General features: G+C 45.5%; 14 protein-coding genes. 6 read left to right on the top strand and 8 right to left on the bottom strand.

Going from position 1 to position 12,124, the window contains the following annotated elements; all coding sequences use genetic code 11:
• The 3 genes from EAO36_RS04725 to EAO36_RS04715 all read left to right on the top strand — a co-directional run.
• Nucleotides 1-269: tetratricopeptide repeat protein (locus tag EAO36_RS04725; protein ID WP_162983264.1), on the top strand; the 269-nt coding region annotated here is incomplete at its 5' end.
• 82 nt (nt 270-351) lie between these two features.
• Nucleotides 352-834, top strand: coding sequence for a tetratricopeptide repeat protein (locus tag EAO36_RS04720; RefSeq protein WP_162983263.1), 483 nt, complete (start codon nt 352-354; stop codon nt 832-834).
• Complete coding sequence (locus EAO36_RS04715; RefSeq protein WP_120955771.1) at nt 809-1,105, top strand: hypothetical protein; 297 nt, start codon at nt 809-811, stop codon at nt 1,103-1,105. Before EAO36_RS04720 ends, EAO36_RS04715 begins: the two co-directional genes overlap by 26 nt.
• A gap of 328 nt (nt 1,106-1,433) precedes the next feature.
• On the opposite strand, the gene EAO36_RS04710 is transcribed toward EAO36_RS04715, so the two are convergent.
• From EAO36_RS04710 to glmU, 4 genes are read right to left on the bottom strand one after another with little or no spacing between them, the layout of a single operon-like run.
• Nucleotides 1,434-2,702: a glycosyltransferase family 4 protein gene (locus EAO36_RS04710; protein ID WP_235852370.1), complete on the bottom strand. Its 1,269-nt coding sequence runs from the start codon at nt 2,700-2,702 to the stop codon at nt 1,434-1,436.
• A 20-nt stretch (nt 2,703-2,722) separates the two neighbouring features.
• On the bottom strand, nt 2,723-3,592 hold the full coding sequence (locus tag EAO36_RS04705; protein WP_235852369.1) for an outer membrane protein: 870 nt from the start codon (nt 3,590-3,592) through the stop codon (nt 2,723-2,725).
• A complete protein-coding gene (gene lpxB, locus EAO36_RS04700) occupies nt 3,585-4,649 on the bottom strand; it encodes a lipid-A-disaccharide synthase (RefSeq protein WP_120948187.1) in 1,065 nt (354 codons plus the stop codon). The genes EAO36_RS04705 and lpxB overlap by 8 nt, the downstream gene beginning before the upstream one ends.
• Nucleotides 4,646-5,962 (bottom strand): bifunctional UDP-N-acetylglucosamine diphosphorylase/glucosamine-1-phosphate N-acetyltransferase GlmU, encoded by a 1,317-nt coding sequence (glmU, locus tag EAO36_RS04695; protein WP_120948186.1) that lies wholly within the window; start codon nt 5,960-5,962, stop codon nt 4,646-4,648. The genes lpxB and glmU overlap by 4 nt, the downstream gene beginning before the upstream one ends.
• A 105-nt stretch (nt 5,963-6,067) precedes the next feature.
• Here glmU and fliP point away from each other — a divergent pair, with 105 nt between their 5' ends.
• Complete coding sequence (gene fliP, locus EAO36_RS04690) at nt 6,068-6,799, top strand: flagellar type III secretion system pore protein FliP (protein ID WP_185962947.1); 732 nt, start codon at nt 6,068-6,070, stop codon at nt 6,797-6,799.
• On the opposite strand, the gene EAO36_RS04685 is transcribed toward fliP, so the two are convergent.
• Genes EAO36_RS04685 through EAO36_RS04675 form a run of 3 tightly spaced genes read right to left on the bottom strand, consistent with a single transcriptional unit; the run spans nt 6,783 to nt 8,804 of the window.
• Nucleotides 6,783-7,289 (bottom strand): DUF4149 domain-containing protein, encoded by a 507-nt coding sequence (locus EAO36_RS04685; RefSeq protein WP_120948185.1) that lies wholly within the window; start codon nt 7,287-7,289, stop codon nt 6,783-6,785. The two genes, fliP and EAO36_RS04685, sit on opposite strands and share 17 nt — an antisense overlap.
• Nucleotides 7,290-7,291: 2 nt before the next feature.
• Entirely contained in the window at nt 7,292-7,975 is a 684-nt protein-coding gene (locus EAO36_RS04680) for an outer membrane protein (protein WP_235852368.1), read from the bottom strand.
• 13 nt (nt 7,976-7,988) lie between these two features.
• Complete coding sequence (locus EAO36_RS04675) at nt 7,989-8,804, bottom strand: flagellar hook-basal body protein (protein ID WP_120948184.1); 816 nt, start codon at nt 8,802-8,804, stop codon at nt 7,989-7,991.
• Nucleotides 8,805-8,857: 53 nt separating this feature from the next.
• Between EAO36_RS04675 and EAO36_RS04670 the strand changes: the two genes are divergently transcribed.
• Together EAO36_RS04670 and EAO36_RS04665 are read left to right on the top strand one after the other, a co-directional pair.
• Nucleotides 8,858-9,433 (top strand): DedA family protein, encoded by a 576-nt coding sequence (locus EAO36_RS04670; RefSeq protein WP_120948183.1) that lies wholly within the window; start codon nt 8,858-8,860, stop codon nt 9,431-9,433.
• Between the two features lie 54 nt (nt 9,434-9,487).
• Nucleotides 9,488-9,685: a hypothetical protein gene (locus tag EAO36_RS04665; protein WP_120948182.1), complete on the top strand. Its 198-nt coding sequence runs from the start codon at nt 9,488-9,490 to the stop codon at nt 9,683-9,685.
• Here EAO36_RS04665 and EAO36_RS08710 read toward each other — a convergent pair whose 3' ends face one another.
• The gene (locus EAO36_RS08710; protein ID WP_235852241.1) at nt 9,686-12,118 is read right to left on the bottom strand and encodes an outer membrane beta-barrel protein; all 2,433 of its coding nucleotides are present in this window, start codon (nt 12,116-12,118) and stop codon (nt 9,686-9,688) included.
• Nucleotides 12,119-12,124: the final 6 nt, after the last annotated feature.

The raw sequence follows: 12,124 nt of genomic DNA, 5'->3' as shown, positions 1-12,124 counted from the left end.
AAAAAGCTGCAGAGATGGGGAGTGCTGATGCTTATAACAGTTTGGGGTTAATGTATAACATTGGCAAAGGGGTTGAGCAAGACTACTCTAAAGCTCTGCAATACTACCAAAAAGCTGCAGAGATGGGGAATGCTTTCTCTTATTACAATTTGGGAGTGATGTATAAAAAAGGCTATGGTGTGGGTCAAGATAAAGAAATGGCAGACCAGTATTTTAAAAAGGCTTGTGATTTGGGATATCAACAAGGTTGTAACAATTTAAAGCCCTAGCCCCTTAAATCATGAAGTTTAAAACTTCATGATGCCAAGTGTCAAAAGTGGATTTCAAAATAAAATCTTGCAAAGAGCAAAAATGTTAGTTGTGTTGAAAAAGCGTGTGTGGCAAGTGGTCTTGTTGTGGGCAATGGCTTTAGGGGTTTGTTATGCCAACAGCCAAGCAGATGAGTACTATAAACTGGCAAAGTCTTACCATGATAGCAAAGACTATGGCAAATCTGTTTTTTATTGGAAAAAGCTCATAGAGATGGGGGATGCGAAGGGGTATAATGGGATGGGATATATGTATGACTACGGGCATGGGGTTGTGAAAGATGATGCTAAAGCCATTCAATACTACCAAAAAGCCGCAGATATGGGATATGCTGCTGCTTATAACAATTTGGGGGTGATGTATGACAGGGGCGAGGGTGTGGGGCAGGACACAGAAGCCGCACGGCGGTATTATAAAAAAGCTTGTGATTTGGGGCATCAAGTAGGTTGCAACAATCTTAAAGCCCTAGCCCCTAAACATGTCGCCTACAAACTCAATTTTGATATTCAAAAAAAAAGAGTTTGATCTCTTTGGGGAGGGGCTGGGGACTTTAATTGAGATCACCTCTAAAAACAGAGACCCCGTGCGTTTAGAGGGGATTGTGATCAATGAGGGCAATTCTTGCAATGACTGGAGTCAAATTATGGCGGATGGCCGTCCGGCTCGGGGGAATAAGAGAGGGTATATTTTGAAATACTCCCAAGGCTATATGATTGGGGTGGCGTGTTTGCCCTATAAAATCCTCTCTGTGGAAATTAAAACCCATTTGGGCAATGTTACCTACACCTATGAGTGATGGGCATTTCTTGGCAAGCGTGGGGGGGGGATTTTCAACATGGCAGGAGTGAAGCATGTTTGGTGTTAAAATACATCCAGCAGTCAAGTTGATGGGACTGCTTTTGGAGACAATGGTGTCAGAAATCAGGCTAATGAGCGTGAAAAAATGCACTTCTTGCGTCGTCTCTTGCTCCAACCGTTGGATTTTATTCTTGTCCTCATCACAATAGCCGCATCATCTCTTGCAACCGGCACGCTAGTTTGGTGGATAATCCATATGTGAGATCAGTGTGATTAGGGTGGCAAAATTGGAATCTAGGAGGGGCAAATCGCAGGTTTCTAGCCTGTTAGTCTCCTAACATTTTTTCTATAATCGCCATATGTTTTTCCATGCTCTCCTCCAGATCAAACTTTTTAATCCGCTCCAAGCCCTTTTCTACACATTGTTTCCTCAAGGTTTCATCCATCAGGGCAACTTCCAATTGTCTAGCGATGTCTTGGACATCGTAAGGATTACAATAAAATCCTGCATCGCCTAAGATTTCTGGCATGCATGAGACATGGCTGGTCAAGATGACACATTTAGCCTGCATGGCCTCTACCATGGGCAAACCAAAACCCTCCGCCCAACTCCCAAACCATAAAAGTCGGGCGTTGGCATAGAGGGTTTGCAATAGCGCATCGGAGATGTGGCCTAGGTTGATCAAAAAGTCCTCTGGCTTGATTCCTAAATAATCGGTGTTAATACCAGGTCCTGCCAACACCACCTTAAAACGCTGTTGTAACGCTTGGGGCAAGAGTTTAAACGCTGTGATCAAGTTTTTAGCATTCTTGCGTGGTGATCCAGCCCCCACGACCAAAATAAATTCTCCCAAGTTAGGGGGCAAATTTGCGTAACTACCCTTGTATTCCCGCACCCCATGGTAGATCACATGCACCCTAGATTCTGGAAATCCAAAGGCTTTAAGGATATCTGATTTGGTGGATTGGCTAATGGTGATCACCTCTGTGTAAGCAGACATCCGCGGATAAACATAGTATGTCCACCGCGCCCGATCTTCATCAGACAAGCACCATGCCTTTGGATCGCACAAAGGCAGGTCATGGATAGTGCCCAAGATTTTTCTAGCCCTAAGGGGAAGAGCCATAAAACCCGGTTCAATGTAGAGATCAAAGATTTGGTTACAAGGAGCTTTGTTGCACCTAAATAACATATTCCACACCAGCTTGTATCTTAGAAATAGATAAAATTTTTGTGGCAATAGGTCCCGCAATGTTCTTAAAAAGTTTTTGAAAAAGCGGGAAAACCCAGTCCGGGCAGGCGTTTTGGTGTGTTGCGTTAGTGGTTGTTCAGATGGCTTAGCAGAGAGAGAGAGAGAGAGAGAGCGGAATTTTTCCAAATCCTCCAAATTATCAAAGAGCATCGGGGCACGCCATAGTGTTGGGTTGTTAAACAAATTGAGATGATAAAGCCCATCCTTGACAACCAGCTGTATGCTGACATCGTCCCTATTCTCAAAGTGTTTTTCTAGGGCTTTAATCAAGGTCAGCGTGTAATACCCAAGACCTGTCAAATCATATAAAAGAATCGAGGCATTAACAACAATCTTTTTCAAAAAACCTCCAAATGTGCAGTTTAAAATCCATAGACATAATTAACATAAAAACTCACCATCCGTCTTAGGGTATAGCTCTCTTGGGAGCCCGTACCAGCGATCTTGAGATAGCCATTAACTTTTGTATTGGTGGCTTGGAAGTAGGGGTCGTTGATGGTGGGGATGCGCACGCCTAGCTCAAAGCCTTGGTGTTTAAAGTGAAACCTAAAGCCCATATTCACAATCACCTGTACATAAGTGGGGTTAAAATGCGCGCTGTAACCCTTTTTGGGGTTTTTGGATTTTTTATAAGCATTTTGGTAAAAATCCTCCATGCTGATGCACTCAATAGGCCTCAAATCAGCATCTAGGGCTAAATATTGGCATCTATTTTTGGCATAGCTTTTATCCATCAGCCAGCTACTCCCCCCAATCATGACCCCGGCAAAAAGCCCATAACCCCAATGCCCTTTTTCATAGAAGTTATATAGGAAATCCACCCCCGCACCGTAAAAAAGATTGATTGCGGGTTGGGTGGCTGGGGCATAAATGGGTTTTTGGGTGCGGGCATTAAAACCAATTTGTGCCCTGTAGGCATAATCCCCTCCTTGTGCGCTCAAAAAGCCATAGTAGCGCAAGCCAAATCGTTTTTTGTAGCCAAAAAATTGTTTGTAGCCTGCTTGTAAATTGCCCCCGTAAAGATTGCCCTTGTAAATCTGGGTGGGGTAACTCCTGCCGGGCATGCTAAAAGAAATGTGGTAGCGTAAATCTTGGATCAAAAAGCCCGTTACATTTTGTTTATGAGTGCTGTTAAAATAAGAATACTCAAACCCCCCACCCACAAAAGCCCCGTTTTTCTCGGCATCTAAAAACATAACCCCCGCCACCAACATTAAGCCTAGCCTACGCATAAGCCTTAATCCAATCAGCCACCATAGAGGCACTCCCATGCGCTAGGTAAGCACGGATTTTTTGGGATTGCTCAAAAAAGCGTTGCCGATCCATCGTGTGGTAAATCTCTAGCAAGTTAGTTGCGTTTAAACTCTCTTGGACCAGCTCGGTATGGAGCATGGTTTTCCCCCGCCCGGGCCGTTCATTGTGCAAGGCATTATAAAAGATATTGGCTAGCCCAATACAAGTGAGTTTGACCAAATTTTTAGCGATGAAAAAATCTAGGGGTCTTGCCTTGTAACCTAACACAAAGGGCGTGCCAATCAAAGTTGCCTCTAGGGTAGCTGTCCCACTACAAATAAAAGCAAAGGAGCTTTCATACAGGCTTTTATGGGTGTCATAGGAGATTTCAAACATGTCTAAATCATCTCCATACAACGCCCTTAAATTCTCCCCCTGCAAACTCTTGGGCACGACCAAAACATGCCTCTGGGGGATTTGTTTGGCGACCTCTACAAAAATGGGAAACATCGCGTGGATTTCTTGTTTGCGACTCCCGGGCATAAAGACCACGCCCTCCCCATGCGGGCTATCTTTGCAATAAGCGATCTCATCTAACAGCGGATGCCCTACAAAGGTGGCTTTGCTCTTGTAAAATTGGAGCTCAAAGGGCAAGATAGCCGCTAATTTATCGCAATTAGCTTCGATAATGGGCGCGCGGTAAGCCTTCCACGCCCACACTTGGGGGAGAATGTAGTAAATAATGGGTTTGTTGGGCGTGATTTTTTTAATGCGCTTGGCTAGGGGGATGTTAAAAGAGCTTGAATCCATGAGCAAGATCAAATCGGCTTGCTTGGAGAGTTCCACCATCGCCTTAAGGGCTTTGTAAAAAAACAACAAACGGCTAAAAACCTCTTTAAAGCCCATCACACTAAAAGATTTGGGGCTAAATAGGGGCTTGTCTTGGGGTTCTAGGGGCTCATAAATGCCTAGCCACTCCACACCGCTTAAATGTGTGCGCAAAGCTTGCAAATGGACATTGGAGCTCACTTCTAGGGCACCCACAAGGATTTTCACCGCTTTTCTCCAAAAAAGCGGTAATACCCGCCAGCTTTGTTGGTTTGGGGGGGGCGACTCAAAACCAAATCGCCCTCTTGGACGGGTTGGCTAACGGTGCTCCCCGCACCAATGATCACATGATCGGGGATGCTTAGAGGGGCGATGAGCTGGGTATCACTGCCGATAAAAACATTTTTCCCGATACTAGTTTTATGCTTGGCTTTACCATCATAATTGCAAGTGATCACACCCGCACCAATGTTACTTCCCGTATCAATTTCACAATCGCCCAAATAACTTAGGTGTCCGGCTTTCACGCCCCTTAGACGCGCATTTTTGATCTCGACAAAATTCCCAATATGGCTATTGACAATCTGGCATTTAGGGCGCACATGCGCTAACGGACCAATATCGCTCTTTTCAATGTAGCTTTCTTCAATCACGCTATGGGCTTTGATATGGGCACTTTTAAGGACACAATTCCCCACCAAGCGCACGCCCTGCTCCAAGATACAAAGACCCTCAAAGTGCACCTGTTTTTCTAGATAGATCGTGTGGGGCATTTGCATTTGAACGCCCATAGCCATTGCCTCTTGACGCAACCTTTCCAACATCTGATCTTGAGCGTGGGCGAGTTCTTGTTGGGAATTAACTCCCAAAAAGGCTTTAGGATTGACAAAAATGGGCGTGATAACATGATCGCGACCACCCAGCGTGATGAGCTGGGTTAGGTAGTATTCCTTCTGGGCGTTGTGGCAATCTAGCTTGGGCAAAAACTCTTGCAAAAACTCTTGGCTAAAGAGATACACGCCAGCATTCAAGGTATCTAGAGCCAATTCTTGTGCACTGGCATCTTTTTGTTCAATAATGGCTTTGACTTGCTGATCTGCAATCACAACCCGCCCGTAACCCTCTTTATTAGGCAAACTAAAAACCCCAATCGCATTGTCCGCGCTACTTTCTAAAAAAGGCTCTAGGGCTTGTTTGCTAATCAAGGGCATGTCGGCATTGAGAATAAGTAAGCGGGGATGGGTGGTGGCTAAGGGCTTACCATGATCTAAAAGCGCACCCCCCGTGCCCGGGTAGCGGGCGTGATCTTGCAAATGGATATGGATTTGATCTAAGTTAGCCCCAAAACGCTCCTTAATCATCTGGGCAATACGATCATGTTGGTGGTATAAGATGATGTGCAAATCGTCGCTCACTTGCAAGGCACTCTCAATCACATGGGCTAACATCTCCTGCCCGCAAATTTTGTGTAACACTTTGGGCAAGCTGGAGCGCATGCGTTTGCCCTCCCCGGCGGCCAAAATCACAACTGACAGAGCCATTTTCTCCCTTTAGGCGTTTTTAACATCTGTGCTATTATACTTAAAAGTTTTTGATCCCACCCCTTTAAAGGTTTGGCGTTGTTTAGGCTGATTTTCTGTTGGGCTGTGTTTTCTTTGTTGTTAGGGGCTGAACCTGCCCTCCCTAAGGACCCCATTATCCCCACGATCAACCTCTCTTTAAGCGCACCACACACCCCAGATCAGTTAGTAACGACTTTAAATGTCGTGCTGGTGCTGACCCTCTTGGTGCTCGCTCCCTCCCTGATCTTGGTGATGACTAGCTTTATCCGCATTTTGGTGGTGTTTTCTTTTTTGCGCACGGCACTAGGCACGCAACAAACCCCCCCCACGCAAATTTTGGTCTCTCTAGCCTTGATTTTGACCTTTTTTATCATGGAACCTGCTGCCAAAAAGAGTTATGATACCGCCATTAAGCCCTATTTAGCCCAAAAGATTTCCTACACCCAAGCCTTTGAAATTGGCATTGTGCCCTTTAAAGAGTTCATGCTCAAAAATACTCGTGAAAAAGATTTAGCCCTCTTTTTCCGCATCCGCCACTTAGAAAATCCCAAAACCCCCAGTGCGGTCCCCTTAAGCGTGCTCGTGCCTGCCTTTATGATCAGCGAGCTTAAAACGGCGTTTCAAATTGGCTTTTTGCTCTATCTGCCTTTTTTGGTGATTGACATGGTGGTCAGTTCTATTTTAATGGCGATGGGGATGATGATGTTACCCCCCGTGATGATCTCTTTGCCCTTTAAAATCTTGGTGTTTATTTTGGTTGATGGGTTTAACTTGTTGGTAGAAAACTTGGTGGCTAGTTTTAAACATATCTCTTAGGGCGGGGTTTGGGGATGAGAGTAAAAGCACGGTAAAGAAATGAAAAGCAGAGCATCACAAACAAGGCTTTAAAAAGCAACTCGCTTTGGGCGTGTAGCTCCATAAACTCTTTGGTCGTGGTGTAAAAACGCCCTTGAGCTTGGGCTTTGAGAATGGCAGGTGTATAGTATAGACTGAATAAAAAGATAAAGGCAATATTCAAAATGTGGGCTAAGACCAACACAAGGGGCACTGATTTAAGTCTCTTGGTCGCAAAGAGCACTAACATATCCAAGAAAAGCGCACCGGCGAGCAAGTTTAAAAACATGTTGGCTTTGACAAAGATACGCCCCATTAATAAACCAGCATCATAGGGGGTCATGGCTAGATAAGATAAGATTGTGGGGGATTTAAAAACCACTGGAGCCACACCCATACCCGAAAAAGCCACAATCCCAACGCCCACGCCCAGCAACAACAGGAAGAAAATCCCCCACAGACGCACTAGCATGGCTAAAAGAGAAAATAGTAAGCGGCGGTGAAAGCCCAGTCGCGCTTGAGATAAATATCGGTGTTATAAAACTCTGTGCCATTGGGATGCGAGGTATAGGAAGCACGCATCATGGGGATTTTCACCCCAAATTGGATGGCACTATGCCGTGCGATCACCAAACGCACGCCCGCATTGACCATCCATTGGAATTGGGTTTTATTAACTTGGCTGGCTGTCCAAGTATTGCCCCCCACAGCCAAGCCCCCAAAGACACCCAGATTATAATTATCCCCGGTAAATAAATTAAGGAGCAAATCAAGCCCCACACCGTAACCTGAGAGGTTAAAAGTGTTCTTGCCAAAATTGATATTATTGTTAGAAACAAAAGTGCCAAAATTGGTAAGCCCCCAGTTATAAAAACCATAATAGCGCAAGCCAATCCAACCCTTTTGTCCAAAAAGTTGGTTGTAACCCACATGGATTCCCACGCCTTGTGTGATTGCACTGCGATTTGGACCGCTGGACACATTCTGACCATGCAAGCGGGCTTTAAGGGTAGATGCCCCCACCTCATACATCGCGCCCACAAAAGCCGCACTCTGCTCGGCTTGCAAACCACCCACCAAAGCCCCCATTCCTAAGATCCAATTTAAAAAACGCTTAGAGTGCATGTAAAACCCCAATTTTTTTTGCAAATCGGACAATTTTAACCTCTTTTTAAGCCCTAACAGCCAATTTACCAATCGCCTCAGCGTGCATGTCATCCATGTGCGTGCGCAACACCTTAGAATACATATCCACCAAGCGATTCGCCTCAATCAAGCGAGTCATCTCAATAACCGCATTAACATTGCTTTTTTCCAAAAAATTCTGGTGCACGACGGGCGCGTTGAGCTCTACCCGTTCAGCAGTGCGCTCTTGGGGGTAGGTATAAAGATTATTGCCCACTTTTTTTAAGAGTTTTTGGCTCTGGAAGCCCACCACGGCCAACGCCCCCCCGGGCACCTCTTCATTCCCATCTCTAAAATAAACATCCCCAGCAGGCCCGACACTAAAGCCCGCTCCTGGGAGCATTTGAATCCCTGTGCCACTCTCAAGCCCACCCCTACTCAGCACATGATAGCCCTCTTTGGTGCTCAAAAAGCCTTGTGAGTCGATGGTGAAACTCCCATCACGGGTATAAGCGACCCCTTGGGGGGTTTGCACGGCAAAATAGGCATTAGGATCGCTTAGGGCAAAGTCTAACGGGTTATCTGTTTTAGCCATAGGCCCTAAGCTGTAATCTGTGTAGCTCTCCACAATGATGGGCACGCGGTTTAAATTGCGATTCAAATACTGCGCGGCTTGGGTGGTTTGATTTTCTAGGGGCAACTTGTCGCGGTAATTTTGGTACAAACGCAAAAAGTCGCCCACCACCACATCATCGCGTTTAAACCCAGCGGTGTTGAGATTGGCTAAGTTGTTAGAGATTTGATCTAAGCGGTTAAACTCACTAACCATGCCCCCCGTTGCGGCATAGTAACCATTTGTCATGCAAACTCCTATTCTTTTAATTGTGCTATTATAGCCTAAAAAGAAGGATAAGTTTGCAAGAGACCATCCAACATTTCCAAACCCTCTTTAACACTTGGGGTTACTTGTTGTTGTTCTTTTATTCGCTAGGGAGTGGGTATGTGGGGATTGTGGTGGCGGCTATTTTAAGCTCGATGGGGCATATGGATTTGGCTAAGAGTATGGTTGTGGCGGGATTGGGGAATGCGGTGGGGACTAGCTTGCTGATGCTCTTAGGGCGTTACCAAAAAAAAGAATTGCGCGCCTATTTGGTCAAACACCGCCGTAAATTTGCTCTGGTGTATGTGTGGATTTACAAATACGGGCTGTGGCTCATCTTTTTTAATAAGTACCTTTATGGGGTGAAAACCATTGTCCCCCTAGCCATCGGCTTTAGTAAATATAGCCTTAAAAAGTTCTTGTGGCTCAATGCCCTTGCCTGTGTACTTTGGGCACTTGTTTTAGGCTTGTTGGCTTTTTATGCCAGTGCTTGGATTGGGGCTTTAATGGATCGCATGAGCGGGTATTCTTATTTGGTGCCCCTTGGTTTTGTGCTCCTCATTGTTGCATTGTATGTTTGGATTGCTAGGTTGAGTCGCAAACGCCATTAGGCAAGAATTGATTCTAGCGGGGTAGAATAAGTCTAGTTTTGACAAGGAGAGTCCATGAAAAAAGTATTCTTGCTATCTGCTTTGATGGTTTTAGTTGGCTGTGGCACCCCTTCTACAAGCCCCCAAGCCCAAGCCCAAAAATCATCACAATGTGCTAGCCCCGCCAAACAAAAACCCAAAACACTCACCAACCCCAACCCCCAGCCTCAAGAGGAATGCCCCGACAATGGAGAACCCAAACAAGTTGAGTAGTTAAAAAATCCGTGTGAAATCCAAAAAGATTTGCGGGTTTTTGTAGCTATCAATAAAAGTTAATACCCCTTCTTGCCCGTCCTTATTGCGGATGTCTAGGTTTTGTCTTCTCTCAATCAAGGGGAGACGCACCCCCAAACTCCATTTAAATTGATTGACCCGCACGCTCAAGCCCATGACGGCGTTGATATTGGCATCGGTGCGGATTTGGGCTTGATTTTGCAAAAAATGCGCACTCCAAATATTAAAAGTGGTGAGCAGTCCCCCAAAGACTCCATAGGCTTGGATTTTAACCCGTCCATTGGGGGCTTTGCGAATCTTGCTGTAAAAGTTAGAAAGGACATTCACGCCAAAGCCCAAGCTGTAGCGGTTGGTGTCCATGAGGTTGGATTGGTTGTAGTGTTGCATGTAGAGGTAGCGGTATCCAAAATAGCCGTAGTAGGAAATGCCAAAAAAGGGGGTGAAGTATTTTTGATAACCCCCCTGTAATTGCACGCCCAGCCTCAAAGAGTTGGAAAGAAAATGGTTGCTTGAAAAGGAGAGCAAGGGGACTTGGGGGGGTGTGGGGAGGGGACCTGTGGCATAGGGAGGGATATTAGGGACGGTGTAGGTATTTTTGTAGGGGGGATTGGGATGATTATAGTTATTGGTGGCTGTTTGGGCGTTGTTGATTGCGGTTTGTGTGTTGGTGGTAAGTTCGGCTTGCAAGACACTGATGAGCGTGCCGGTTTGGTTGCTTAAATAGCCAAAATAGCCCATAAACATCGCCTGTGCCCACCAGTTATACCCACACACCGCATAGCCCTGTGAAAAATTCAAGCCAATGGCTGGTGAATCATAGCAATATTTCACATTGGGGCTGTTCCATTTTGCAATGACTTGACTTTTATTAGAAGCTGAGGGGGTGGCAGGAGGGCCATTGTATGTGTGTGCCCCGGGCACCAGACTCATCAACCACACCGGGTTGAGCACAAAGGTTTGGAGCATGTCGGGCACAAAAGTATTGACGTAGGCATTGACTAAGTTGGTTGCGGTGGTGAAATCACCACCACTGAGGGCATTACTCAACTTGCTATAAAGGCTGGAGGGGTTGCTTGCAGTGTTGGCAAAATTGCCCACAAAACCGGGGTTGCCCATGCCAATATAGCCGTTCATAAAGTTAAAAAAACTTTGCATGCCCGCTATGGCTGTTTGGGGGTTTACACCACTACAATCTCCTCTAGAGCAATTAGAAGGGCCGATGTAGATATTTTTTTGGAGCTCAGCGACATTAAAAAGGGTATTCCAAATTTGTTGGGGGGTTAAACCATACTTAGCTGCTGATTTTTGGAAAGATTGGAGGGCACCTTCACTACCCCCTTCATAACCGCAATGATTTACAGCATCTGTATTATTATGGATGATGATTTGGAATACGCAAGTATCCCCTGCATTGATGTATTGTTTGCCTGTCGTGCCATTTTTTAAAAAAAAAGTGTGGCCATCGGCATAACGCATCCACTGGTTATGGAAAGCCCGCCCCACAATTTCTGTTAGACCGGTGATTTGATCGAGTGCTTGCGTGATTGCCGTATTTTTGGCATCGATGAGATTAGAGAGTTTGTTCGCATTTTCAATGGCGATTTTTTGGTTGGCATTGCTAAGTCCTTGTATATCCCCATTGGTTATGCTGATGATCTTATTGATTTCATCACCTAGGGCTTGCAAAGCTATTGTGGTTTGTTGGGGCGTGAGATTGGCAACATCCTTGGCGATTTGGGCGGGAGTGGCAGAGGCACTGATTTTATTCAAAGGGGCGGGGAGGGTTAGGGGGGTATAAGTGATGCCTAAATTCTTGGCTGTTGCCCCAATCTTGGTGTTAAAATTATTGAAGTATTTGACGGCATTTTCAAGGATTTTTTGGTTTGCAGCTATGTATGGTCCCACTTGGGCTTTATACTGGGCGAGTTGGTTTTGTGCTTGTTTGAGGAGTTGCTCGTTTGCGCTTTGATAGGAGTTGATGATGCCATCTAAGTATTGCTGGTAGGTGCTCAAGCTACTATCGAGATTGGCCACTAAATCTTTGGCACCAGGATTTTGGGCTAGGGCGTTGATTTGGGCAATAAGCTGGTTAAGGGTGGGCGAAGCGGGGTTGGCATTTAAGAGTTGTTGGGCGAGATTTTGCAGAGCTTTAATGGTTTGTTCTCTATTATTTTTGAGATTAGCAAGGGCTTGATCAAAAGCACTCAACTTAGCTTTATAAATCTGTTCTGCTGTGGTATTGGTAGAAGTGTTGCTCACACTCTCCATCACATCTCCCAGCCCCGTATCCAAGCCAAAGGACACAAAAGCCCCGTCTAAATAAGAGGCAAAGGGGTGGGCAAGGAGTGGTAAAGCGCATAGCCAAAATAGGAATGCCCCAATAAACGCCCTTGTTAAGAGAGTTTTTTTCATCACCAA

This window comes from Helicobacter mehlei, from assembly GCF_003660265.1.
In the GTDB taxonomy this organism is placed as follows: domain Bacteria; phylum Campylobacterota; class Campylobacteria; order Campylobacterales; family Helicobacteraceae; genus Helicobacter; species Helicobacter mehlei.
Note: the sequence above shows the minus strand (reverse complement) of the source record. Positions and strands in the feature narration are given on the sequence as shown.